Genomic DNA, 22,698 nt, shown 5'->3' on the forward strand with positions numbered 1-22,698 from the left:
TTAAATTAACACATGGAATTTATAGCAAGACCCAAAAAAATATATCAAGAGAAAATTGTTCCTGCAATGATGGAAGAATTTGGGTACAAGTCAATCATGCAAGTACCTAAATTAGAGAAAATCGTTATTTCACAAGGTTTAGGTGATGCTACTGCAGATAAGAAAATCATTGATTATGCTGTAGAAGAATTAACGATGATTACTGGCCAGAAAGCAGTAGGAACTATCTCTAAGAAAGACGAAGCTGCTTTCAAGTTGAGAAAAGGTATGCCTGTAGGTGCTAAAGTAACCCTAAGAGCTCAGAGAATGTATGAATTCTTAGACAGACTTACTTCTTCTGCTTTGCCACGTATCAGAGATTTCTCTGGTATTAAAGCAGATGGTTTCGATGGTAGAGGTAATTACAATTTAGGTATTACTGAGCAGATTATCTTCCCGGAAATCGCAATCGATAAAGTGAAGAAAATCCAGGGGATGGACATCACTTTCGTTACTACTGCGAAAACTGATAAAGAAGCTAAAGCATTATTAACTCACTTCGGTTTACCATTTAAAAAGAACTAAGAAATGGCTAAAGAATCAATGAAAGCGCGTGAGCGCAAAAGAGAAGCACTAGTTGCTAAATACGCTGCAAAAAGACAAGCTCTAAAAGAAGCGGGTGATTATGAAGGACTTCAAAAATTACCTAAAAATGCTTCTCCTGTAAGATTACACAACAGATGTAAACTAACAGGTAGACCAAGAGGATACATGAGAACGTTTGGTATTTCCAGAGTAACTTTCAGAGAAATGGCCAACAACGGACTTATCCCGGGAGTAAGAAAAGCCAGTTGGTAATAATTACTAATTAATCCGGACAATTAAGTTGTTCAGATACTAAAGATAAAAAATATCAGACCGAAGATTTCTGAAGTCTGATATTTTACTCTTCAAGTCTTTACAAAACTGATTGTCTTTAACCAATAATTTTAAAAAAGAAAAATGGTAACAGATCCAATTTCAGATTTCCTAACAAGAGTAAGGAACGCACAAAGCGCAGGCCACAAAGTGGTGGAAATTCCTGCATCGAAAATCAAAAAGGAGATTACTAAGATCTTATTTGATCAGGGGTATATCTTAAACTACAAGTTTGAGGATAGCGCTGTTCAGGGTTCGATCAAAATCGCTTTAAAGTATGATAAGCAAACTAACAAACCTGCTATTAAGTCTATTCAGAGAGCTTCAAGACCAGGTTTGAGACAGTACAAAGGTTCAGCTGAGCTTCCAAGAGTACTAAACGGTTTGGGTATAGCTATCATCTCTACTTCTAAAGGAGTAATGACTGATAAGAAAGCTAGAGAAGAGAAAGTAGGCGGTGAAGTAATCTGCTATGTTTATTAATTTTTAATCAGAGGAAAATGTCAAGAATTGGTAAAGCAATTATAACAATTCCAGCTGGAGTTACGATCACTGAAAACAACGGTGTAGTAACAGTAAAAGGAGCAAAAGGAGAACTTTCTCAGGAGCTTACAGCAGGAATTACTATAGAACAAAAAGATGGTGAACTTAATGTAAACAGACCATCTGATTCTAAGCAACACAAAGCGCTTCACGGTTTATACAGAGCGTTAATCAACAACATGGTTGTTGGTGTAAGTGCAGGTTTCGAAAAGAAACTTGAACTAGTAGGGGTAGGATATAGAGCTTCACACGCAGGTCAAAAACTTGAGTTAGCTTTAGGATTCTCTCACGGTATCGTATTGGAACTTCCAAACGAAGTAAAAGTAGATACATTGACTGAAAAAGGTAAAAACCCAATTATTACTTTAACGTCTCACGACAACCAACTTCTAGGGATGGTAGCTGCAAAGATCCGTTCTTTCAGAAAGCCTGAGCCATACAAAGGAAAAGGTGTAAGATTCGTAGGAGAAAATGTTAGACGTAAAGCTGGTAAATCTGCTTAATAAATTATAAGTATTATGGCATTAAGTAAATTAGAAAAAAGAATAAGAATCAAAAGAAGAGTAAGAGGGAAAATCTCTGGTTCTTCTGAATTGCCAAGATTATCTGTATACAAAAGTAATAAGGAAATTTACGCTCAGTTAATCGATGATAAAAATGGTACAACTCTGGCATCAGCTTCTTCAAGAGAAAAAGGTGTAGATGCTAAAGGAACCAAGACTGAAGTTTCTGTTGCTGTAGGTAAAGCTATTGCTGCTAAAGCGATTGCTGCAGGAATTGAAAGTATTGTATTTGACAGAAACGGTTTCGTATACCACGGTAGAGTAAAAGCTTTGGCTGATGGTGCGAGAGAAGGAGGACTTAAATTCTAATCATAAAAATTTCGGAAAATATGTTAGGACTAGATAATATAGAAAGAGTAAAACCGGGAGGATTAGAATTAAAAGATCGTCTCGTAGCTGTTAACAGAGTAACAAAAGTAACCAAAGGAGGTAGAGCTTTCGGATTTTCTGCTATCGTTGTAGTAGGTAATGAAGACGGAGTAATCGGTCACGGTCTTGGAAAATCTAAAGAGGTTGCTTCTGCAATTGCTAAAGCAGTTGAAGATGCTAAGAAAAACCTTGTGAAAGTTCCTGTAATGAACCACACAATCCCTCACCAGACTACAGCAAGATACGGTGGTGCAGACATCTTCTTAAGACCTGCTTCTCACGGTACAGGACTTATCGCCGGTGGTGCGGTAAGAGCGGTATTGGAATCTGCTGGTATTCACGATATCCTTTCAAAATCTAAAGGATCTTCTAACCCTCACAACGTGGTGAAAGCTACTTTCAAAGCGTTATTAGACATCAGAAGACCTGAAGAAATCGCTAGAATGAGAGGAGTTTCTCTAAGTAAAGTGTTTAACGGTTAATAATTAAAACAATGGCAACAATCAAAGTAAAGCAAGTAAGAAGCGCTATTGGAAGAACAAAAACCCAAAAGAGAACGCTTGAAGCATTAGGATTAAAAAAACTTCACCAAGTTGTAGAACATGAAGCTACTCCTTCCATCTTAGGAATGATCGCTGCAGTGAGCCACTTACTTGAAGTTCAAAAATAATTTTAAAAAAGAGAAATTAAAATGAATTTAAATAACATAAAACCTGCTGCAGGATCTACTTTCAACTCAAAAAGAATTGGTAGAGGTCAGGGTACTGGAAAAGGAGGTACATCTACAAAAGGTCACAAAGGTCAGAAGTCTAGAGCTGGTTATTCTCAGAAGATCGGTTTTGAAGGTGGACAAATGCCTTTACAAAGAAGATTACCGAAATTCGGTTTCAAAAACGTAAACAGAAAAGAGTTTAGAGGAGTTAACCTTGATACTATCCAAACTTTAATCGAGAACAAATCCATCACTGGAGATATCACGAAAGAAGTTTTAGTACAAAACGGTTTAGTTTCTAAAAACGAATTAGTGAAAATTATGGGTAGAGGAGAATTGAAATCTGCGGTTTCAATCTCTGCTGACAAATTCACTAAATCTGCTGAAGAGCTTATTGCTAAAGCAGGTGGAAAAGCAATTACCTTATAATACTTACTAATGAAAGAATTTATACAAACACTTAAAAATATTTGGAGCCTAAAGGAACTAAGAGAAAAAATTCTCTTTACGTTAGGTATTATCCTTGTGTATAGATTCGCATCTTATATCTCACTTCCCGCAATTAACCTTGCAGAAGTGGGAGATCTCTTAGAGCATTATAAAAATCAAGGCGGTAACAAGCAAGGAGCAGGTCTCCTTGGCTTGCTTTCGTCGTTTACGGGGGGAGCTTTCAGCCACGCTTCCGTAATGGCGTTGGGGATCATGCCTTATATTTCTGCTTCTATTATTGTTCAGTTGATGGGGATGGCTATTCCTTATCTTCAGAAGCTTCAGAAAGATGGAGAGTCAGGTAGAAATACATTGAATCAGATTACAAGATGGTTAACAATTGGTGTTTGTTTAGTACAGGCTCCTTCTTATTTAACCTCAATTACTCAATTATTCTTACCGTATGCTCAATTCCAGTCTGCTTATTTTCAAGAGCCAAATTCTATCATGTTCTGGTTACCAAGTATTGTTATCCTGGTTGCCGGTTCAGTATTCGCAATGTGGTTAGGTGAAAAAATCACCGACAAAGGTATCGGAAACGGTATCTCTATCCTTATTATGGTGGGGATCCTTTCAAGATTACCTGAAGCATTCGTACAGGAAATGGCTGTGCAGAACGGAAAAGGAGGAATGGGGTCTATCATGATCCTTATTGAAGTATTATTCTGGATGTTGGTTGTTCTTTTGGCGGTGATCCTATCGGTAGCTGTTAGAAAAATTCCAATTCAGTATGTAAGCAGAGCTCAAGCAAGAGGAGGTGTAAACAGAAATCTTATGCAGGGAGCAAGACAATGGATTCCATTGAAAGTAAATGCTGCTGGTGTAATGCCAATCATCTTTGCTCAGGCATTGATGTTCGTACCAGGATTATTAACGAAATTCGATGAGTCCAATACTTTTCTTGCAGGTTTCAAGAATGTTTTTAGCTGGCAGTACAACGTATTGTTTGCGCTATTAATTATTATCTTCTCATTTTTCTATACTGCGATTACAATTCCGGTAAACCAGATGGCTGATGATTTGAAGAGAAATGGAGGTTTAGTACCGAAAGTAAGACCCGGTAAAGAAACAGCTGATTATTTAGATGATATTTTATCAAAAATTACCTTGCCAGGTGCAATTTTTTTATCTATCTTTGCAGTCCTTCCGGCAATTGTGCATGGAAGCTTTGTTCAGACAGATGCGTTTGCCCTATTTTTCGGGGGAACGTCACTATTGATTATGGTGGGAGTAATTTTAGATACTGTTCAACAGATTAATACGTATCTGCTGAACCATCACTATGATGGCTTAATGCAGTCTAAATTGTCAAGAACGACTGGATATTAATTTATGGCAAAACAAAAACATATTGAACAAGACGGCGTTATAACGGAAGCTCTTTCGAACGCTCAGTTCCGTGTAGAGCTGGAAAATGGGCATATTCTTATTGCTCATATCTCTGGCAAAATGAGAATGCATTATATTAAACTTTTACCTGGAGACAAGGTAAAACTAGAAATGTCTCCCTATGATTTAACCAAAGGGAGAATCACATTTAGATATTAAAAACAAATGCCAAATGGAATAAATATTCCATTTGGCTCTTGTTGAAAAATAAATACTATCAAAAATGAAATCGAAAGATTCCATTGAGCATTAGTAAAAATAAATACTATCAAATGAAAGTTAGAGCATCAATTAAAAAAAGAAGTGCTGACTGCAAAATCGTACGCAGAAAAGGTGTACTGTTTGTAATCAACAAAAAGAACCCAAAATTTAAACAAAGACAAGGCTAACATTAAATTATGGCGAGAATTGCAGGTATTGATTTACCAAAAAACAAAAGAGGTGTTATCGGTTTAACTTACATCTACGGAGTAGGAAGAAGTACTTCTTCTGAAATCCTTAAAGCTGCCGGTATCAGCGAAGACAAGAAAGTCAACGAATGGAATGACGATGAATTGGCTGCAATCAGAACCTATATCTCTGAAAACGTAAAAGTAGAAGGAGAATTGAGATCTGAAGTGCAATTGAACATCAAGAGATTGATGGACATAGGATGCCAACGAGGAATACGTCACAGACTAGGATTACCTTTAAGAGGCCAGAGAACGAAAAACAACTCTAGAACACGTAAAGGGAAGAGAAAAACTGTTGCTAACAAGAAAAAAGCTAGTAAATAATCGTTAGGAATTATGGCAAAACAAACTAAAGTAGTTAAAAAAAGAAAAGTAAAAGTTGAAGCTATTGGTGAAGCACATATTCAGGCTTCTTTCAATAACATCATCATTTCTTTAACAAATAAAAACGGAGAGGTTATCTCTTGGGCTTCTGCCGGTAAAATGGGATTCAGAGGTTCTAAAAAGAATACTCCATTTGCTGCTCAAATGGCAGCTGAAAATTGCTCTGCTGTAGCTCACGAAGCTGGTTTAAGAAGAGTGAAGGTGTTTGTGAAAGGTCCTGGTGCAGGTAGAGAATCTGCTATCAGAACGATCCACAATTCAGGAATTGAAGTTAGTGAAATCGTTGATGTGACTCCTATGCCACACAATGGATGTAGACCACCGAAAAGAAGAAGAGTTTAATTTTTAGAATTTACCCATTATGGCAAGATATATTGGACCTAAAACTAAGATTGCTAGAAAGTTTGGTGCTGCAATCTACGGAGATGACAAAAACTTCGAAAAAAGAAAAAACCAACCGCCAGGACAACACGGTCCTAACAAGAGAAGAGGTGCTAAAAAATCAGAATATGCAGTTCAGCTGGCTGAAAAACAAAAAGCTAAATATACTTACGGTATCTTAGAAAGACAGTTTGCTAACTTATTCGAAAAAGCACACAGAAGTAAAGGGGTAACAGGGGAAGTACTATTACAACTTTGCGAATCTAGACTGGACAACGTAGTATACAGATTAGGTTTTGCTAAAACAAGATCTGCTGCTAGACAATTAGTTTCTCACAGACACATCACTGTGAACGGAGAAATTCTTAATATCCCTTCGTATTTGGTTAAAGCTGGTGATGTAATCGCTGTTAGAGAAAAATCTAAGTCTCTTGAAGTTGTTACTGATGCATTAGCTTCTAAAGCAAATTATGAGTGGTTACAATTCAACGATGAGAAGAAAGAAGGTACCTTCATTTCTGCTCCTGAAAGAATCCAGATTCCGGAAGACATCAAGGAGAACCTTATCGTCGAACTTTACTCTAAATAATTTTTTAATCAAATTTTTGCTCAACCCAATAATATGGCAATTTTACAATTCATAAAACCCGATAAAGTAATTTTACTTAACTCTGATGAATTTAAAGGTCAATTTGAATTCAGACCTTTAGAACCAGGTTTCGGGCTTACAATCGGTAATGCTTTGAGAAGAGTGTTGCTTTCTTCTCTGGAAGGATACGCTATTTCATCTATCAAAATAGAAGGTGTAGAGCACGAATTTTCAACTATTCCAGGAGTAATCGAAGACGTTACTGAAATTATTCTTAACCTTAAGCAGGTAAGATTAAAAGCTTCAGCAGAAGGCCAGGCCAATGAGCAGGTGGTTGCTAAAGTTTCAGGTCAAACGGTTATTACTGCTGGGGATTTAGGAAAGTCTATCAACGGATTTGAGGTGCTGAACCCGGATTTGGTGATCTGCAACCTAAATACTGATGTAACTTTCGAAATTACTTTCAATATTGAAAAAGGTAGAGGGTATGTTCCTTCAGAACAAAATAAGTCAAACAATGCACCGGTAGGTACCATTGCTATTGACTCTATTTTTACGCCGATTAAGAAAGTACAATACAGCATTGAAAATTATCGTGTAGAGCAAAAAACAGACTACGAAAAACTTGTATTAGATATAGAAACTGACGGGTCTATCAGCCCTCAGAATGCTTTAACTGAAGCTTCAAAGATATTAATTTATCACTTCATGCTATTCTCTGATGAGAGAATCACGCTTGAAACGGAAGCGGTAAAAGCATCTATCCAATACGATGAAGAAACACTTCACACAAGACAATTGCTTAAGTCTAAATTAGCAGATATGGATCTTTCTGTAAGAGCCCTTAACTGTCTGAAAGCAGCTGAAGTAGAAACTCTTGGAGAACTGGTTTCCTACAGTAAGTCTGATTTGATGAAATTCAGAAATTTTGGTAAAAAATCTTTGACAGAACTAGAAGAATTAGTGCATTCAAAAGGTCTTAACTTCGGTTTCGACGTTGCAAAATATAAGTTAGACGCTGATAAATAATTAATAATGAGACACGGTAAAAAATTCAATCACTTAGGAAGAACAGCTTCTCACAGAAGTGCTTTACTTTCTAATATGGCTTGTTCTCTAATTGAGCATAAAAGAATCAACACTACTGTAGCTAAAGCTAAGGCTTTAAGAGTATATGTTGAGCCTCTATTAACAAAAGCAAAAGAAGATACTACACACAACAGAAGAGTAGTATTCTCTTACCTTCAAAATAAATATGCGGTTGCTGAATTATTCAGAACTGTAGCTCCTAAAATCGCTGAAAGAAACGGTGGTTATACAAGAATCATCAAGACAGGATTCAGACCAGGTGATGCTGCTGATACTGCTCTTATCGAACTAGTAGATTTCAACGAGCTTTACAACCCTAATGCTGAAGAGAAAAAAGCTACAAGAAGAAGCAGAAGATCTACAACTGCTAAAAAAGCTGAAGCTGTAGTGGCTGAAGTTCCTGCAGTAGAAGAGAAAGTTGAAGAGCCTAAGGCTGAAGCAGCTGACTCTGCTGAAGAGAAAACTGAAGAATAATATTCATTCAGATATCAATGAAAAACCATCCGCATTCCGGATGGTTTTTTTTTGTTTATCCCATTCTGAAAAAGGCTGGCAGGAAAGACGTAAATATATTTTTCGATCATCATTATGTATCCTTGTTTAATCTCGTTGGTAATAAAAACGTCCGTTTTTGAACTTTGCCTTGTAGCTGTTTGAGAAGGAAGAATACCCCTAAAGTGTAATTGACCGGTGTTTTAAAATACAGGAAATTTGAGTTTCTAAAAATACCAGTCATGAAAGTTTTAAAAGACAAATTATCCAAAACAGTTTCAGGAGAGAGTCTCAGTTTTGCAGATACTCCCAACAAAGGAGGGAATATTGTTCCCGAATATATCATTATTCATTTTACCGCAGGAAGAGGAGCAGATAGTTCCGTAAGCTGGTTTAAAGATCCGGCGGCTAAAGCTTCCGCTCATCTTGTTATAGACAGGGAAGGGAAGATTACCCAAATGGTAGATTTTAACAGAAAAGCATGGCACGCCGGAAAAAGCCGATGGGCAGACCGTTCCGGATTTAACGATTTCTCTATAGGAATTGAATTGGATAATCCCGGAAGGCTTACCAATGTAAATGACAGATTCTATGCCTGGTTTGAAAAGGAATATCCAAAGGAATTTGTAGTCAGGGCAAAACATAAGCATGAAGAAAATGCCTCCTACTGGCATAGCTTTACCGAAAAGCAGATCGATTCCTGTTTCCGGGTTTGCAAACTGCTGATGGAGACCTATCATATTAAAGATATTCTGGGACATGATGATATTGCACCTTTCAGGAAAAATGATCCGGGGCCTGCTTTTCCAATGGAAAGCTTCAGAGCAAAATTATTGGGAAGAGAGGATGACACTGCGGACATTTACCAGGTGACAGCGGATCAGGTCAATATAAGAAAAGGGGCAGGAACCGAGTTTGATTCAATGATGAAGCTTAAAAAAGGAACCCAGGTAGAATTTATTAAAAGTAAGCTGGGCTGGTTCTACGTTTATGTTTTACTGAAGCCGGTAAACGGAGAAGAGCCTTTGTATGGCTGGATCAACAGCGATCTGCTGAAGAAAGTATAACTTACACACAACATCAATAAAAGTCCCTCAATAAAAATTGGGGGACTTTACTGTTTCTATATCTTGGTTCTCTTCAATTCGATTACATTATTGCCCTGTTCAAGGTGAAGGCTGTCACCTTTTACTCTGGCAGTCATGTCGTCTTTTTTATAGATTGTTTCACCATCCTTGGTTTCTGTTTTAGGAAGGGTAAATGTTTTCTTATTGCTGGTAATGGCCACCGTATTCTCTTTAGGATCATTTTTGAATACTACTTTTACCAGAGTTCCGTCCGTTGCCTTATAAACGAAATCTGTTTTTTCAGTTTTCTGTCCGTTTATTTCTGTTGTGGATGAACTCTGTGTTAATGAGTCAATTTTTCCGTTGTTGTTGGTAATTACTGTTTCCGAACTATCGGTTTTGATGATGCTCTTGTTGCCGCTTTCACTTTTTTTACAGCCAATTAATGATAGTGCAGCCGTTGAAACTGCTATTAAAAGCCCTTTTTTCATGATATTTTATTTTTTTAATGGGTTGGGTATGAAATGTTTTAGAATGGTAATCAAAAATTGATTAAATTTAATAGAAACAAAAAACAAACCAACAGCCATGAATTCAAGCTTTAAAATTACACAAAAGTGTAATTGATTCCGCTCTGTTTTCTTCAGAAATTTGTCTTAAACAAAAAACAATGAGCATCTCCATAGCCATAGTAGAAGACGAAAAAAACTACAACAATGCGTTGAAGAAGGTCATCAATTATCAGGATGACATGAAAGTGATTGCCCAGTTTTTTGACGGGAACGAAGCTCTGAAAAGCCTCTCCGATATTTCTCCGGATGTAGTGATGATGGATATCCAGCTTCAGGATATGCTCGGCATTGAAATTATTGAGAAACTGAAAAAAGATATGCCCAATACCCAGTTCATTATGTGTACCAGTTTTGAAGACGATGAAAAGATCTTCAATTCCCTGAAAGCTGGTGCCATGGGTTACCTGATTAAAGGTGAAAGCATGGATAAGATCCTTTCCTCGATCCGTGATGTTTACAATGGCGGAGCACCCATGAGTTTTTCTATCGCCAGAAGAGTATTAAGCCATTTTGAAAAAAAACTTCCTGAGATTAAAGGTTTCGATGAACTTACGGAACGTGAAAAAGAAATACTGGAACTTCTTTCACAGGGCTTATTGTATAAAGAGATTGCCGATAAGAAATGCATCAGCACAGACACCGTAAAAAAACACGTAGGAAACATCTACCGTAAGCTGCATGTCAGCAATAAAGTAGAGGCCATTAATAAATTTAACCAATTTAAAAACTAAAAGATTATGGGAACTAAAAATTTATTGATATTATTTTTCACTTCGGTGTTGATATTATCTTGTAACAAAACATCATTAGAGAGTAAAGAAAATGCTTCTCAATTAAATGATACCGTGTCCATAACAAAAGATACAGTATCTCAGACAATAAATAAAACTAAGTATACTCCATTTGGTGGCACGTTCGGAACAGTAGATAAAGATGAACATGATTCACTTAAAAATGACTATGATAAGATTTTTAATGGATCTAATTTACAGACAATGGTCTTTGAGATCAATAGCGCTTCATTTAATGAAGTGGTGAAAAAATATAAGAAATCTAAAAAATTTCTTGATATTTATTTTATTTTGGATAAGGCAGGGCAAAGAAATCTGATGTTTAAATTTACCAGTGAGCCTAAAGGAAAAAATTTTGTATTGAAGAGCGGAGATCATCAGTATATAATTGTTAATAAAGATCTACAACCTGCAGACAGTGAGAATTTATCAGATTTGAATGGAAAATTTGAAACCAAGTATGCAAATGAATTAGGATTATCACCTAGCAAACTCACAACGATTCTTGTAAGAGATGTTTTAGCCGATATAAATGATGTTTATGGTACATTAAAGATTTACCCATGTCTTGATAATGGTAGAATAAGTCTTACGAGTGAATTTAGTGATGCCGGAGGTAAGACCGTTTATGGTAACCGAGGATCATTATATCCTTAATCATGATACTTTATATATACTTTTTTATTTTTTTTTGCTGTGTGCTATTTTCACTGGTACAAAAGATTAAGGGTATCAATAATGATTATCTTTATATTTATTTAACGTTGATATTTTTAATAGATTTCAGCGTTTTACTTTTTGCGAAAATTTTTAAAACCGATATCACGGGAATTTATTTTTTTTCGGATTTAATTAATATCCTTTTTGCCTATCTGTATTTTGTTCTGCAATTTTCTAAAGAGAGAAAAATACTAGTGTTAACCGTTCTATGTTTAATTTTTCTATTTTTAAATATAACGAACTGGTCAAAAAATAATTATGAAGACTCTTGGGGGCTAATCAGTTGTTTTTACACCATTTTTGTATGTCTGTTTGGATTTTATAAAATAATTGAAAGTAGTTCAAGCTCGGATAAAAAAATTCAGGATCTTCCATTTTTTTGGTATGGGATTGCAATGCTTTTATGGTGCGTAATTTTTTTATTAAGAATAGTTCCGAGATTCTATTTCCAGGATACAGATAAGCTATTTATGGACGGTGTAAGGAATTTCTTCGGTATTATAAATATTATTACCTATTGCCTGTTTTTTTACTTATTACTGAAGTATAATAAAAATAAAAGAAATGTTGTATTTTGATAATCCTATAAAAACAACATATATTGTCACAATAGTTGTGGTACTATTGCTGGTGTGTTTCATCGTTTTTGTAATTGTAACGTATAATAGGCGCCAATTATTAAATCTCAAAGAAAAACAGCTCCGGCAGGCAGAATACGAAAACCAGCTCCTCCAGAAAGAACTCGAAAAGCAGAGATCCATAGAAAAAGAAAGAGAACGGATCTCACACGATATGCATGACGACCTCGGTGCAGGAATCTCAGCATTGAAACTCCAGGCAGAATTCCTGAAACAGAAAGCCAATGATGAAGATTTGCAGAATGACATCAATGAGCTTCTGAAAACTTCGGAAGAAATGAATCTTTCCATGCGGGAAATGCTATGGAGCTTAAATTCAGGAAATGATACGCTGGGGAACTTTATAGATTATGCCATCCAATATGCCGCTAGCTTTCTTAAAAAAACCAAAATAAAACTCTGGACGGAAAGTATAGACGTCATCGCTGAGACCCCGATTTCTACGGAAGTGAGGCGCAATCTGTTTCTATGCCTCAAAGAAGCAGTGAATAATGTATATAAACACAGCCAGGCAGATACTTTAAAACTTTCTTTTTCCCAGGAAAAGAATTTCTTTTTAATGACCATCAAAGATGACGGAAAAGGAATTCCTGAAAAACATTCTGAAGGAAACGGTCTCCGAAATATGAAACGCAGAATGCAGGAACAGGAAGGAGAATGCGAGATCATGAGTTCTGAAGCCGGAACGCATCTGCTTTTCAAAATAATAATGTAATCATTTTAAAACTGCAATAACAGCATCATTTCATAGAAGTGATGCTGTTCGGTTTTAAGAATCACCCTTTTGTGTAATTGACATGGAACCTTTTTAAATGGAAATTTGAGTAAACCGAACTGAAGCATGAAAGTTCCTTTCCTGAATTAATTTAAAAATCAAAACCATGGAATTATATTGTATCTTAGGTATTATGCTCATAACAGGCATATTAGGAGGCATTGTTAATTTTTATTCAGATGCCAATAAACAGACTGGAAGTGAATCAACAGCTAAACTGAGATCAGCAGGGGTGTGTATCCTTTTCGGAATTGCAGCGACTATTCTTGTTCCTTTGTTTCTCAAATTTGCAGAAAGTAAGCTTCTTGATGAAATTAAGCTTCCGAATAAGTGTACACAAGCTGAAAATAAGGCCGAAAGTACTAAAGCAACGCCTGCAGCTCATACAATGGCAATACCCGATTCTCTGCGGTCCGGACCTCAGGCCAGTGAGCCGCTATCAACTACAAATACATCAAAGCCGGACCAGCCTCAAACAACTTCCGAAGAGAAAAATTCTTTAGCCTCAGATTATCTGATCTGGACAGCTTATTGTCTTCTTGCCGCGTGTGCAGGAATGAGGTTTATTGATCTTCTGATGTCGCGGGTAATCTCTAAAGAGTATATTAAGCAAGCAGAAACTACTATTAATGAAAAGAATAAGGAAATCAAAGACCTGAAGAAAGAATCAGTCATTGCCGAAAATAATTACAAGGTAAGTGAGCCTCTTCAGCTTCAGATGGCATCACAAGCCAGCGTGCTTAAAAGCGGTATCAGTACGGCAGAACAAAGTAAAATGATACTTTCTCAGCTTCCGCCGGTTATTCATGCCAACGATCCACAGAAAGGACGATTTGGAGGAAAGAGCTGTGTTAATGGAAAAACACTTAGCGTAGAGTATGATTCATACATTATACCGGGGTTTCTCAACCTGACCATTAAAGTTTCCGCTGATGAAGGAGAATTAACCAGTGACGTTTACCTGTTCCTGCACAATTCTTTCGCCAAATCCATCATCCATCTTGAAGGTTATGGGAAAAAAGAAGTGGAATATAAGATCCCTTCTTACGGAGCATTCACAATAGGAGCCATCCTGGATAACGGAAATACCCTTCTGGAACTTGACATTGCAGAGCTGAAAAACTTTCCGGAAAGCTTCAGAAACAGATAGAACTACAACCAATTTTAATAACCTGCAGACTCTCCGGTTTTCCACAATATCGGAGAGTTTTTATTCTTTTGAACTATTTGATTAACATAATATTAAAATTAACTAAAATTTAACTTGGATATGGCCGATAAAATACTTTCTGTGTACCTCAAAAAATTCAAAAAATGATTAAATTTGTAGGAACTATAAAAAATAAAAAATGAGTGCAATTTCTTTCATAGAAGCGAGACAAATTCTGGATTCCAGAGGTAATCCTACCATTGAAGTAGATGTATTTACAGAAAGCGGTGCCATGGGGCGCGCGGCAGTTCCTTCAGGAGCTTCTACCGGTGAACACGAAGCCGTAGAATTACGCGACGGAGGCTCTGAATACATGGGAAAAGGAGTCCTGAAAGCAGTTGAAAATGTAAGAGAGATCATTGCAGAAAACCTGATCGGACAGCCTGTTTTTGAGCAGAATTTTATCGATAAGATCATGATTGATCTTGACGGAACTGCTAACAAAGGAAGTCTTGGTGCCAATGCAATTTTAGGAGTTTCCCTGGCTGTTGCAAGAGCTGCAGCTGCCGAACTGGGAATGCCTTTATATAAATATGTTGGAGGAGTAAACGCAAATACACTTCCGGTTCCTATGATGAATGTTATCAACGGAGGTTCGCATTCAGATGCGCCTATCGCATTCCAGGAATTTATGATTATGCCGGTAAAAGCAGATTCTTTCTCTCATGCATTGAGAAAAGGAACGGAGATTTTCCACAACCTGAAATCCATTCTTCATTCAAGAGGTCTGTCTACAGCTGTAGGTGACGAAGGAGGTTTTGCTCCTACTTTCAAAGGAACTGAAGATGCTTTGGATACATTGCTTCAGGCTATCGAAAAAGCAGGTTACAAGCCTGGTGACGATATTATGCTGGCATTAGACTGTGCTGCTTCAGAATTCTATAAAGACGGAATTTATGATTACAGAAAATTCCAGACTGCGGATGCTGCTCAGTTTTCAAGCAGCGAACAGGTTTCTTACCTTGCTGAACTGGCTGCTAAATACCCGATTATCTCTATCGAAGACGGGATGCAGGAAAATGACTGGGAGGGATGGAAAATGCTTACCGATAAAATCGGAGACAGAGTACAGCTTGTAGGAGACGATTTATTTGTGACCAATGTTGAAAGATTATCAAGAGGAGTAAAAGAAGGTATTGCCAATTCAATTCTTGTAAAAGTAAATCAGATTGGTTCCCTTTCTGAAACCATGGCTGCCGTACAAATGGCTCAGAACAACAAATTCACTTCCGTAATGTCTCACAGATCGGGAGAAACTGAAGACTCTACCATTGCAGATCTTGCAGTAGCCATGAACTGCGGGCAGATCAAAACAGGTTCGGCTTCAAGATCAGACAGAATGGCAAAATACAACCAGCTTTTAAGAATCGAAGAAGCATTGGGGGATACTGCAATTTTCCCAGGTTTAGACGCATTCAAAGTAAAAAGATAATTGAATTTATAAATAACGGCAAGCGATAATTTTTGTTTGCCGTATTTTATGGAAAGTAGTATATTTAAAAAAAAATAAATAATGTCAGACAACAAAGTAATATTGAATTACGCAGGTAATTCATATGAATATCCCATCGTGGATAGCACTATCGGAGACAGAGGGATTGATATTTCAAAATTAAGAGACCAGACAGGTTTGATCACTCTGGATTTAGGATACAAAAACACCGGAGCTACTATTAGCGATATCACTTACTTGGACGGAGATAAAGGAGAATTATTCTACAGAGGATATCCAATCGAACAGATTGCTGAAAAATCCAACTTCACAGAAGTAATGTATCTTTTATTACATGGTGAATTACCTACAGCCGATCAGTTTACTTCTTTCGAAAACAACATCAAACAATATAACTTCGTAGCAGAAGAGATGAAAAAAATCATCGATGCTTTCCCTCGTTCTGCTCACCCTATGGGAGTTTTATCTTCTTTAACTTCCGCTTTAACTGCATTTAATCCTAAAGCCGTTAATGTAAACTCTAAAGAAGAAATGGATCATGCTGCCGAACTGATGATCGCTAAATTCTCTCATCTTTGTGCATGGACGTACAGAAAAACATTAGGTTTACCACTTAACCACGGAGATAACAGCCTTAACTACGTAGAAAACTTCTACAAAATGGCTTTCAGATTACCTAACGAAGAATTCGAAATCGATCCGGTAGTAGTAGGTGCTCTTGATAAACTATTAATCCTTCATGCAGATCACGAACAAAACTGTTCTACTTCTACAGTAAGAATGGTAGGTTCTGCTCATACAGGTCTTTTTGCTTCTATTTCTGCAGGGGTTTCTGCACTTTGGGGACCTCTTCACGGTGGTGCGAACCAAGCCGTAATTGAAATGCTTGAGCTTATCGAAAAAGATGGAGGAGATGTAAACAAATGGGTAGCAAAAGCTAAAGATAAAAATGACAGCTTCCGTCTGATGGGCTTCGGACATAGAGTATACAAAAACTTCGATCCAAGAGCAAAAATCATCAAGAAAGCAGCTGATGACATTCTTAACGCATTAGGAATTCAGGACAAAGCTCTTGACATTGCAATGCAGCTTGAAAAAGTAGCCCTTGAAGATGAGTACTTCGTAGAAAGAAAGCTATATCCAAACGTAGACTTCTACTCAGGAATCATCTACAGAGCATTAGGAATTCCTACAGAAATGTTTACTGTAATGTTTGCATTAGGAAGACTTCCGGGATGGATTTCTCAGTGGAAAGAAATGAGACTGAAAGGAGACCCTATCGGAAGACCAAGACAGGTTTATCAAGGTGCTCAAAAAAGAAACTATGTAGATATTTCAAACAGATAATATCCCATTCTTATCAATTAAAATCCTAAAGTTTATTGCTTTGGGATTTTTTTTATTCCAAAGAAAACTTTTAAATTAAAGCATGGAAAACAAGAAATTACATTCAATGAGAAAAATGATGCGTATTAATATCGCTCTGTATTTTGTTTATGCGCTTTTTCTTCTTGTGGAAACATTTGATTTTCTTGAAATGCTTCATACAACCCCAAAAGATTATCACGCCACTTATAGTCTGGTAAACGTTATTTTCTACCAAATGGAAATGATTATCTGCTTTTTGTGTGGCTTTAGTCTGGTTATTTTGGTCTCCACAAGGCAAACGATTAAAACGCTGTTTTCCATCAATATACTATTACTGATATTCAGGGTGGCTACCGTATATTACCTGTACTTTTATGAAACTGAAGAAAGATGGATTCCGTTTATTTATAAAGAAGCAAATCCGTTCAGTACATTATTCAGAAATACATTTGTTCCGGCACAATTAATTGTAAGTTTGATTGCCCTTTGGTATGGCTTTAAAGCAGTAAAAAGTGATCAAAAGCATAATAATCAGTCAGATTTTCAATAATAAGGATTAAGCGGAAAGGTTGAGAGTTCGTTTGTTTTTATAACATTGTCACTCAATAGGAATGGGCTTTAGTCTGCTCACATCATCATAAAAATATCCAATAAGCTTTAGCCTAAAAAATAAAGCCTGCTTGTTTGATCAGGCAGGCTTTTTCGTTTTATGGACACGCACATCTGTCGCAGGTCCAGATATAACATTTTCCTGTAACGTCATCCCATTCGCAGCATCTTCTGGTTCCCGGCGGCATTCCTCCCATAACGGATTTCTGTTGCTCTCTTCCTAACTTTTGTGCGTTTTTCAGCACTGGATTTTTCTTGTTCATGATTTTGATCTTTTGATGTTAATAAATAAGTTTTAAATGGTAATTTCTTTTGAAATTATATCACTAAATTATGAATTTAATTTGAATTCTGATTGCTTTTTTTATTGGTATGTAGATGAAAAATAGTTATTTGTAGATTAATTAACAGTGTAGGGTTTTATTGGAAATAATAAAAAACAAACCCTGCTTGTAAAAACAGAGTTTATTTTTTGTGATGAATATTGATTAGTATAGGAATGGTAATAATAGTCAGTCCGTTTAAAATTGTTTAAGGGTGATCTGATAAAGAACATGGGTACCTGAATAGATTGCTTTTAGACGAAATTTTCTACCTGCTGAGGTTACCTCTGCTTCAGCCCCGCTATTGGCAGCTAATATGTGTGCATTAGTGAAGGTAACTACATATGAAAAGGGACCTGTACCATTATTCCATATCACCTTTAAATGAAAGAGCTCAAAGGTCTGGCCTGTATTCGGACTTGGAGCCGGAGCGGAAAGATAAGCAACCGTTCCCCCGTTGGCGATATGCTTGCTTTCAAGAACAGGGGTTGTCTGAGTAGAACTGTTAGGAGGGTTGATAATGTGATTATGACGGTCATAATCTGCTTCCACTTTTATAGATATTGGCGTAGGATTGATTCCGTCTGCCTCTCCAACGTATTTAACACTAAAAGAATTTTGGGCAAATAGGCCGGTGACTGACATTACTGTCAATAAAACAGTTAATAAATAGGTAAGGTTTTTCTTCATAATAATGAGATTTAAAATTAATATTGCTAATGTATACTGGTCAATCTTCTTAATAGGTTTGGAGAGTGATCTGGTAAGTAATATGTGATCCTGAACTGATGGCTTTCAGACGTATTCTGGCCCCTATTATTGTAAAATCTACTTCATTACCGCTATTGGCAGAAAGGATTTGTAAATCATTGAAAGTATATACTCTCGAAATCAGATTTCCGTTGTGATAAGCAATCCATGTTACTTTTAAATGGAAAAGCTCATAGGTCTGAAATCCATTAGAAGTAGAAGGAGAAAGATAGGCGACAGTTGTTCCGCTTGTAATATATTTGCTTTCAAGAACGGGAGTAGTTTGGGTATAACTGTTCGGAGGGGAAATAATGTGGGTATGGCGATTATAATCGGCCTCTACTTTTATATGGTTAGGAGGAAAACTGTTAAGACTTGCTTCCCCGACATATTTGACACTAAAAGAGCTTTGGGCAAATACACACGTTACTGATACTACTGTTAATAAAACAGCTAAAAAATTGGTAAGCATTTTTTTCATAATAATAGGATTTAAAATTAGTACTGCTAATGTAGTGGCAACAGGAAAGTAAAGCCAGTTACATCAAGTAAGTGCGCACACTTCAGTGATAAGCGCGTATACCAAAATTATAAGTGAGTATCATGGTGGTATTTTCTGTATATATAGTATTCTGCGGATAAAATAACTGTAAATAAAACCTTCCTTAGAGTAACCCGAATATTGGATAAAATTATAAGGATAAAGCAATTCAAAAGTTTTCCAGATAGAGACCTTTACTTATATTTGTAGTATTGCATAAATCTTTATGAGACTAAATATTAAAAACGAAACGGGAAGGCTGAAGTCAGTAGTGCTGGGCCAGCCTAATTCAATGGGAGCAGTTCCCACCCTTGAAGAGAGCTATGATGCCAAATCATATTACTCCATTGAACATAACATTTATCCTAAAGAAGAGGATATCATCAATGAAATGAATGCTTTTGAAGCCGTGCTGAAAAAGTATGATGTAGAAGTGCTCCGTCCAAGTATCATCAAAGATTACAATCAGGTTTTCTCCAGAGACGTAGCTTTTGTGATTGATGACAAAATGATTATTTCCAATGTGATTGCAGACAGGGCAGATGAGCAGGATGCCTATAAAAATGTTTTTGAAAAGGTAGCCTGGAGAAAAATTATCAACCTTCCGGAAACGGCCCATATTGAAGGTGGCGACGTGATCGTATGGAATGATTTCCTTTTCATCGGTACCTGTTTCAGTGAAGATTACAGAAACTATAAAACCGCAAGAACCAACGAATACGCCATTGAAATTTTAAAAGAATATTTTCCGAAGAAAAGAATTATTGATCTTGAACTGAAGAAAAATGATAAAATTCCGTTAGAGGGAATCCTGCATTTAGATTGTACATTTAATCCGGTTGGAGAAGATAAATGCCTGATCTACAAAAACGGGTTTGTAGATGAAAGTGATTACCGTCTGATTATAGATATCTTCGGAGAAGAAAACTGCTTCCACTTAAACGATGAAGAAATGTTTGAAATGTACCCGAATATTTTCTCTATTTCCCCGGAAGTAGTCGTGTCTGACAAAACATTTACAAGAATGAACAACCACCTCAGAAACGAGTGGGGAATGACAGTAGAAGAAATCCCTTACCGGGAAATTTCGAAAATGGGCGGATTACTGAGATGTTCTACCATGCCGTTAGTAAGAGAATAATGCGTTTTGGCTAGATTACTTTTCATAGGGATGATTTTTTTCTCAGTTATGAAAGCTGATGCTCAGCTTTTTGACTGGAAGAAGATTTATGCCGGAGATCTTGAAACATACAGGAAGTATAATATTAAAACTGCTGTTTTAAAGAAAAACGGAGAAGTAATCAACAGGATCGAGGTACTGGCCGATAAAAATGAAATTATAACCTCAAACAGTGCCGGAACCTCCTGGCTTATGTATGATAAACAAAACAGGGTATCACACATAATATCCAAGAACACAGAGTATAGAATTTCATATTCTGGCAACGGAATGATACAGTCGGTAGAAAGGGAAAACAAAAGTGGATATGGGGTCAGTATTTTAAAGAGTTACCGTCCGGATCTCAATAATCCGAAAAGCATTAATTATGAGGGGAATTTCCTGGATATAAAGACAGGCAAGAATGAGTTGTATAAGAAACGTTTTGTTTTTAATTCAAAAGATTCATTAATGAGTTTTAATGAAAATCTTTATGAAGGAGGATATTACAGGGTTTATCAGAATGGAACTAAGGTGAGAAAAACGCCTCGTGAGGGCGGATTTGAGATAGATTCTTCTTATCATGTGTCACCCAATATATTAAACCGTTATCATTTGATCCGCAATAAGGATAGAGACAGCATTACCAGAAGTCAGGACTCCATCTACATCGAAACCTATTTACGGGGTAAAATAGAAAGCAGGACAGTAAAGCATAATGATTTGCTGTATGATGAAGACTTTTTTATTCCGCATCATGTAAAGAATAAGTATATCTATTATACGGCAGATGACGAAAGATATGTTCTCTGGGAAATAAAAACTACGCAGGCGAATGGGAGAATAAAAAGCAAATATCCATCAAAAAAATACTATGATCTTACGGATGGAAAATTAATCAGAAATAAAAGGAAGATTAAAAATGAAATCATCAGAATGCGGGAATGCGGTATAGCTATACCTTATAGGAGATTAGAAAGCCGGATGGCAGAATATGCAATTTTTTCACCTTCTGTTTTATTTTCAAAGGAAGTCAGCCGCCGTGCTTCAGATCAACTTGATTTTTCTGATGTTCTTTTAAACGAAATGGAGATTTTCTATAATACAATGAGATCAGACGAACCCGTAAAGAAGGACGATTACTTAGGAAACAATGCTTCTTTATCTCCGGGATTCTATAACTTTCTGACAGAGTTTATCTGCAGGGAAGATTATACCGTTGAGATAACAAATGGAAACGGAAAGACCTTTACCAGAAGATTCTTTGAGCATCCGGATGAATTTTCAATTATTTTAAATATTTTTAGTAAACAAGAATAAAAAATGCAAACAACAGATACCGTATTAATGATAGAGCCGATTGCATTCGGTTACAATGCAGAAACTGCAAAAAACAATTATTTTCAGGTAGAGCAGACCGGTTCTGATATTCAGTCAAAAGCTTTGGCAGAATTCAATACTTTTGTCGGTAAACTGAGAGGAAAAGGGATCAATGTAATTACCATTAAAGATACTTTGGATCCTCACACACCAGATTCTATTTTCCCGAATAACTGGGTAAGCTTCCACAAAGACGGAAAAGTGGTTTTATATCCGATGTTCGCTTCCAACAGAAGAGTAGAACGAAGAGAAGATATTATTGAAAGCATCGAAAACCAGGGATTTGAAGTAACGGAAATTGATGACTGGTCTTTTTCAGAAACCCAGGGACACTTTCTGGAAGGAACCGGAAGCATGATCTTCGACCACGATAATAAAATTGCTTATGGATCGGTTTCTTTAAGGCTGGACGAAAAGCTGTTCCGGGAATTCTGCTCAAAATACGGATTTACACCGGTTGTCTTCCATTCTTATCAGACGGTAGGAACAGAAAGACTTCCTATTTACCACACCAATGTAATGATGTGCGTAGCGGACCAATTCGTAGTGATCTGCTTAGACTGTATAGATGATGAGCTGGAAAGAGAAAAAGTGATCGAAACCATTAAAAATTCAGGAAAAGAAATCATCGAAATTTCAGAAGACCAGATGCAGCAGTTTGCCGGAAATATGCTTCAGGTTCAGAATAAAGATGGTAAAAAGTTCCTGGTCATGAGCCAGACTGCTTATCAGTCTTTACATGCAGATCAGGTAGCTGCTATAGAAAAATACTGTGAAATCATTTACTCAGATCTGAATACGATTGAAGTAAATGGAGGAGGAAGCGCCCGATGCATGCTGGCTGAGGTTTTTCTTCCTAAAAAATAATGAACTTCAACACACAATATACTTCCGGCCTGAATACAGACCGGATTTTTTTATGGAACAGTTTCAGTATAAATTAGTTTTGAATAGAGAAACCAGAAAAAGTTAATTAACTTTGTCCTGAATGTT

Annotated in this window: 31 protein-coding genes; 27 read left to right on the plus strand and 4 right to left on the minus strand. The window is 36.6% G+C overall.

Going from position 1 to position 22,698, the window contains the following annotated elements; translation table 11 throughout:
- The first annotated feature begins 12 nt into the window (after positions 1–12).
- From rplE to AOB46_RS15175, 17 genes are all read left to right on the plus strand, one after another.
- Positions 13–564, plus strand: coding sequence for a 50S ribosomal protein L5 (gene rplE, locus AOB46_RS15100; RefSeq protein WP_062700841.1), 552 nt, complete (start codon positions 13–15; stop codon positions 562–564).
- A gap of 3 nt (positions 565–567) precedes the next feature.
- Entirely contained in the window at positions 568–837 is a 270-nt protein-coding gene (gene rpsN, locus AOB46_RS15105; RefSeq protein WP_002983233.1) for a 30S ribosomal protein S14, read from the plus strand.
- Between the two features lie 144 nt (positions 838–981).
- Positions 982–1,380 (plus strand): 30S ribosomal protein S8, encoded by a 399-nt coding sequence (gene rpsH / locus AOB46_RS15110; RefSeq protein WP_062700843.1) that lies wholly within the window; start codon positions 982–984, stop codon positions 1,378–1,380.
- A gap of 17 nt (positions 1,381–1,397) precedes the next feature.
- A complete protein-coding gene (gene rplF, locus AOB46_RS15115; RefSeq protein ID WP_062700845.1) occupies positions 1,398–1,943 on the plus strand; it encodes a 50S ribosomal protein L6 in 546 nt (181 codons plus the stop codon).
- 15 nt (positions 1,944–1,958) lie between these two features.
- Positions 1,959–2,312, plus strand: coding sequence for a 50S ribosomal protein L18 (rplR, locus tag AOB46_RS15120; protein ID WP_062700848.1), 354 nt, complete (start codon positions 1,959–1,961; stop codon positions 2,310–2,312).
- Between the two features lie 20 nt (positions 2,313–2,332).
- A complete protein-coding gene (gene rpsE / locus AOB46_RS15125) occupies positions 2,333–2,854 on the plus strand; it encodes a 30S ribosomal protein S5 (RefSeq protein WP_034703137.1) in 522 nt (173 codons plus the stop codon).
- 11 nt (positions 2,855–2,865) lie between these two features.
- Positions 2,866–3,042, plus strand: a complete 177-nt coding sequence (gene rpmD, locus AOB46_RS15130; RefSeq protein WP_029297759.1) for a 50S ribosomal protein L30 — start codon at positions 2,866–2,868, stop codon at positions 3,040–3,042.
- Between the two features lie 21 nt (positions 3,043–3,063).
- On the plus strand, positions 3,064–3,513 hold the full coding sequence (gene rplO, locus AOB46_RS15135; RefSeq protein ID WP_062700849.1) for a 50S ribosomal protein L15: 450 nt from the start codon (positions 3,064–3,066) through the stop codon (positions 3,511–3,513).
- Between the two features lie 9 nt (positions 3,514–3,522).
- On the plus strand, positions 3,523–4,902 hold the full coding sequence (gene secY / locus AOB46_RS15140) for a preprotein translocase subunit SecY (RefSeq protein ID WP_062700851.1): 1,380 nt from the start codon (positions 3,523–3,525) through the stop codon (positions 4,900–4,902).
- Positions 4,903–4,905: 3 nt separating this feature from the next.
- Complete coding sequence (gene infA / locus AOB46_RS15145) at positions 4,906–5,121, plus strand: translation initiation factor IF-1 (RefSeq protein WP_034684855.1); 216 nt, start codon at positions 4,906–4,908, stop codon at positions 5,119–5,121.
- 113 nt (positions 5,122–5,234) lie between these two features.
- On the plus strand, positions 5,235–5,351 hold the full coding sequence (gene rpmJ, locus AOB46_RS22955; protein WP_007839480.1) for a 50S ribosomal protein L36: 117 nt from the start codon (positions 5,235–5,237) through the stop codon (positions 5,349–5,351).
- 9 nt (positions 5,352–5,360) lie between these two features.
- Positions 5,361–5,738: a 30S ribosomal protein S13 gene (gene rpsM, locus AOB46_RS15150; protein WP_002983260.1), complete on the plus strand. Its 378-nt coding sequence runs from the start codon at positions 5,361–5,363 to the stop codon at positions 5,736–5,738.
- Positions 5,739–5,750: 12 nt separating this feature from the next.
- Positions 5,751–6,140, plus strand: coding sequence for a 30S ribosomal protein S11 (rpsK, locus tag AOB46_RS15155; protein WP_039364102.1), 390 nt, complete (start codon positions 5,751–5,753; stop codon positions 6,138–6,140).
- A gap of 19 nt (positions 6,141–6,159) precedes the next feature.
- On the plus strand, positions 6,160–6,768 hold the full coding sequence (gene rpsD / locus AOB46_RS15160) for a 30S ribosomal protein S4 (protein ID WP_062700853.1): 609 nt from the start codon (positions 6,160–6,162) through the stop codon (positions 6,766–6,768).
- Between the two features lie 33 nt (positions 6,769–6,801).
- On the plus strand, positions 6,802–7,797 hold the full coding sequence (locus AOB46_RS15165) for a DNA-directed RNA polymerase subunit alpha (protein WP_045491108.1): 996 nt from the start codon (positions 6,802–6,804) through the stop codon (positions 7,795–7,797).
- A gap of 6 nt (positions 7,798–7,803) precedes the next feature.
- Entirely contained in the window at positions 7,804–8,331 is a 528-nt protein-coding gene (rplQ, locus tag AOB46_RS15170; RefSeq protein WP_062700855.1) for a 50S ribosomal protein L17, read from the plus strand.
- 260 nt (positions 8,332–8,591) lie between these two features.
- Positions 8,592–9,416, plus strand: coding sequence for an N-acetylmuramoyl-L-alanine amidase (locus AOB46_RS15175; protein ID WP_062700857.1), 825 nt, complete (start codon positions 8,592–8,594; stop codon positions 9,414–9,416).
- Between the two features lie 56 nt (positions 9,417–9,472).
- On the opposite strand, the gene AOB46_RS15180 is transcribed toward AOB46_RS15175, so the two are convergent.
- Complete coding sequence (locus tag AOB46_RS15180; RefSeq protein WP_062700859.1) at positions 9,473–9,907, minus strand: hypothetical protein; 435 nt, start codon at positions 9,905–9,907, stop codon at positions 9,473–9,475.
- A 179-nt stretch (positions 9,908–10,086) separates the two neighbouring features.
- On the opposite strand from AOB46_RS15180, the gene AOB46_RS15185 reads away from it, so the two are divergent.
- The 7 genes from AOB46_RS15185 (at position 10,087) to AOB46_RS15220 (ending at position 17,493) form a co-directional block, all read left to right on the plus strand.
- Positions 10,087–10,719, plus strand: coding sequence for a response regulator (locus tag AOB46_RS15185; protein ID WP_062700861.1), 633 nt, complete (start codon positions 10,087–10,089; stop codon positions 10,717–10,719).
- Positions 10,720–10,725: 6 nt separating this feature from the next.
- Complete coding sequence (locus AOB46_RS15190) at positions 10,726–11,436, plus strand: hypothetical protein (protein ID WP_062700863.1); 711 nt, start codon at positions 10,726–10,728, stop codon at positions 11,434–11,436.
- A 627-nt stretch (positions 11,437–12,063) separates the two neighbouring features.
- Complete coding sequence (locus AOB46_RS15200; RefSeq protein ID WP_062700867.1) at positions 12,064–12,852, plus strand: sensor histidine kinase; 789 nt, start codon at positions 12,064–12,066, stop codon at positions 12,850–12,852.
- A gap of 166 nt (positions 12,853–13,018) precedes the next feature.
- Positions 13,019–14,062: a YEATS-associated helix-containing protein gene (locus AOB46_RS15205; protein WP_131724392.1), complete on the plus strand. Its 1,044-nt coding sequence runs from the start codon at positions 13,019–13,021 to the stop codon at positions 14,060–14,062.
- A gap of 199 nt (positions 14,063–14,261) precedes the next feature.
- Entirely contained in the window at positions 14,262–15,554 is a 1,293-nt protein-coding gene (gene eno / locus AOB46_RS15210) for a phosphopyruvate hydratase (protein WP_062700872.1), read from the plus strand.
- An 81-nt stretch (positions 15,555–15,635) separates the two neighbouring features.
- Entirely contained in the window at positions 15,636–16,922 is a 1,287-nt protein-coding gene (locus AOB46_RS15215; RefSeq protein WP_062700874.1) for a citrate synthase, read from the plus strand.
- An 82-nt stretch (positions 16,923–17,004) separates the two neighbouring features.
- Complete coding sequence (locus tag AOB46_RS15220; RefSeq protein ID WP_062700876.1) at positions 17,005–17,493, plus strand: hypothetical protein; 489 nt, start codon at positions 17,005–17,007, stop codon at positions 17,491–17,493.
- 157 nt (positions 17,494–17,650) lie between these two features.
- On the opposite strand, the gene AOB46_RS23405 is transcribed toward AOB46_RS15220, so the two are convergent.
- The 3 genes from AOB46_RS23405 to AOB46_RS15230 all read right to left on the minus strand — a co-directional run bounded on the left by AOB46_RS23405 (position 17,651) and on the right by AOB46_RS15230 (position 19,106).
- A complete protein-coding gene (locus tag AOB46_RS23405) occupies positions 17,651–17,815 on the minus strand; it encodes a hypothetical protein (RefSeq protein WP_157845071.1) in 165 nt (54 codons plus the stop codon).
- A 258-nt stretch (positions 17,816–18,073) separates the two neighbouring features.
- Complete coding sequence (locus AOB46_RS15225) at positions 18,074–18,565, minus strand: hypothetical protein (protein WP_062700878.1); 492 nt, start codon at positions 18,563–18,565, stop codon at positions 18,074–18,076.
- A 49-nt stretch (positions 18,566–18,614) separates the two neighbouring features.
- The gene (locus tag AOB46_RS15230) at positions 18,615–19,106 is read right to left on the minus strand and encodes a hypothetical protein (RefSeq protein WP_062700880.1); all 492 of its coding nucleotides are present in this window, start codon (positions 19,104–19,106) and stop codon (positions 18,615–18,617) included.
- Positions 19,107–19,392: 286 nt separating this feature from the next.
- Here AOB46_RS15230 and AOB46_RS15235 point away from each other — a divergent pair, with 286 nt between their 5' ends.
- Genes AOB46_RS15235 through ctlX form a run of 3 tightly spaced genes read left to right on the plus strand, consistent with a single transcriptional unit; the run spans position 19,393 to position 22,572 of the window.
- Positions 19,393–20,307, plus strand: coding sequence for a dimethylarginine dimethylaminohydrolase family protein (locus tag AOB46_RS15235; protein WP_062700882.1), 915 nt, complete (start codon positions 19,393–19,395; stop codon positions 20,305–20,307).
- Between the two features lie 6 nt (positions 20,308–20,313).
- Entirely contained in the window at positions 20,314–21,645 is a 1,332-nt protein-coding gene (locus AOB46_RS15240; RefSeq protein ID WP_157845072.1) for a hypothetical protein, read from the plus strand.
- A 3-nt stretch (positions 21,646–21,648) separates the two neighbouring features.
- Positions 21,649–22,572 carry a citrulline utilization hydrolase CtlX gene (gene ctlX, locus AOB46_RS15245; protein ID WP_062700887.1) on the plus strand — a complete coding sequence of 308 codons (924 nt, stop codon included), beginning with the start codon at positions 21,649–21,651 and terminating at the stop codon, positions 22,570–22,572.
- The last annotated feature ends 126 nt before the right edge of the window (positions 22,573–22,698 follow it).

The organism is Chryseobacterium indologenes, assembly GCF_001295265.1.
GTDB lineage: Bacteria > Bacteroidota > Bacteroidia > Flavobacteriales > Weeksellaceae > Chryseobacterium > Chryseobacterium indologenes_A.

Bases quoted from the DNA above. Each gene is read 5' to 3' on its own strand.
- AOB46_RS15190 (WP_062700863.1), top strand. From the start codon at position 10,726: ATGGGAACTAAAAATTTATTGATATTATTTTTCACTTCGGTGTTGATA.
- rpsK (WP_039364102.1), top strand. From the start codon at position 5,751: ATGGCAAAACAAACTAAAGTAGTTAAAAAAAGAAAAGTAAAAGTTGAA.
- AOB46_RS15225 (WP_062700878.1), bottom strand. From the start codon at position 18,565: ATGAAGAAAAACCTTACCTATTTATTAACTGTTTTATTGACAGTAATG.
- AOB46_RS23405 (WP_157845071.1), bottom strand. From the start codon at position 17,815: ATGAACAAGAAAAATCCAGTGCTGAAAAACGCACAAAAGTTAGGAAGA.
- AOB46_RS15205 (WP_131724392.1), top strand. From the start codon at position 13,019: ATGGAATTATATTGTATCTTAGGTATTATGCTCATAACAGGCATATTA.
- rplO (WP_062700849.1), top strand. From the start codon at position 3,064: ATGAATTTAAATAACATAAAACCTGCTGCAGGATCTACTTTCAACTCA.
- rpsD (WP_062700853.1), top strand. From the start codon at position 6,160: ATGGCAAGATATATTGGACCTAAAACTAAGATTGCTAGAAAGTTTGGT.
- AOB46_RS15235 (WP_062700882.1), top strand. From the start codon at position 19,393: ATGAGACTAAATATTAAAAACGAAACGGGAAGGCTGAAGTCAGTAGTG.
- eno (WP_062700872.1), top strand. From the start codon at position 14,262: ATGAGTGCAATTTCTTTCATAGAAGCGAGACAAATTCTGGATTCCAGA.
- rplE (WP_062700841.1), top strand. From the start codon at position 13: ATGGAATTTATAGCAAGACCCAAAAAAATATATCAAGAGAAAATTGTT.
- AOB46_RS15200 (WP_062700867.1), top strand. From the start codon at position 12,064: ATGTTGTATTTTGATAATCCTATAAAAACAACATATATTGTCACAATA.
- rplR (WP_062700848.1), top strand. From the start codon at position 1,959: ATGGCATTAAGTAAATTAGAAAAAAGAATAAGAATCAAAAGAAGAGTA.
- rpmD (WP_029297759.1), top strand. From the start codon at position 2,866: ATGGCAACAATCAAAGTAAAGCAAGTAAGAAGCGCTATTGGAAGAACA.
- AOB46_RS15215 (WP_062700874.1), top strand. From the start codon at position 15,636: ATGTCAGACAACAAAGTAATATTGAATTACGCAGGTAATTCATATGAA.
- secY (WP_062700851.1), top strand. From the start codon at position 3,523: ATGAAAGAATTTATACAAACACTTAAAAATATTTGGAGCCTAAAGGAA.
- rpsE (WP_034703137.1), top strand. From the start codon at position 2,333: ATGTTAGGACTAGATAATATAGAAAGAGTAAAACCGGGAGGATTAGAA.
- AOB46_RS15165 (WP_045491108.1), top strand. From the start codon at position 6,802: ATGGCAATTTTACAATTCATAAAACCCGATAAAGTAATTTTACTTAAC.
- AOB46_RS15175 (WP_062700857.1), top strand. From the start codon at position 8,592: ATGAAAGTTTTAAAAGACAAATTATCCAAAACAGTTTCAGGAGAGAGT.
- infA (WP_034684855.1), top strand. From the start codon at position 4,906: ATGGCAAAACAAAAACATATTGAACAAGACGGCGTTATAACGGAAGCT.
- rpsM (WP_002983260.1), top strand. From the start codon at position 5,361: ATGGCGAGAATTGCAGGTATTGATTTACCAAAAAACAAAAGAGGTGTT.
- rplQ (WP_062700855.1), top strand. From the start codon at position 7,804: ATGAGACACGGTAAAAAATTCAATCACTTAGGAAGAACAGCTTCTCAC.
- AOB46_RS15180 (WP_062700859.1), bottom strand. From the start codon at position 9,907: ATGAAAAAAGGGCTTTTAATAGCAGTTTCAACGGCTGCACTATCATTA.
- rpmJ (WP_007839480.1), top strand. From the start codon at position 5,235: ATGAAAGTTAGAGCATCAATTAAAAAAAGAAGTGCTGACTGCAAAATC.
- ctlX (WP_062700887.1), top strand. From the start codon at position 21,649: ATGCAAACAACAGATACCGTATTAATGATAGAGCCGATTGCATTCGGT.
- rpsH (WP_062700843.1), top strand. From the start codon at position 982: ATGGTAACAGATCCAATTTCAGATTTCCTAACAAGAGTAAGGAACGCA.
- rplF (WP_062700845.1), top strand. From the start codon at position 1,398: ATGTCAAGAATTGGTAAAGCAATTATAACAATTCCAGCTGGAGTTACG.
- AOB46_RS15220 (WP_062700876.1), top strand. From the start codon at position 17,005: ATGGAAAACAAGAAATTACATTCAATGAGAAAAATGATGCGTATTAAT.
- rpsN (WP_002983233.1), top strand. From the start codon at position 568: ATGGCTAAAGAATCAATGAAAGCGCGTGAGCGCAAAAGAGAAGCACTA.
- AOB46_RS15230 (WP_062700880.1), bottom strand. From the start codon at position 19,106: ATGAAAAAAATGCTTACCAATTTTTTAGCTGTTTTATTAACAGTAGTA.
- AOB46_RS15185 (WP_062700861.1), top strand. From the start codon at position 10,087: ATGAGCATCTCCATAGCCATAGTAGAAGACGAAAAAAACTACAACAAT.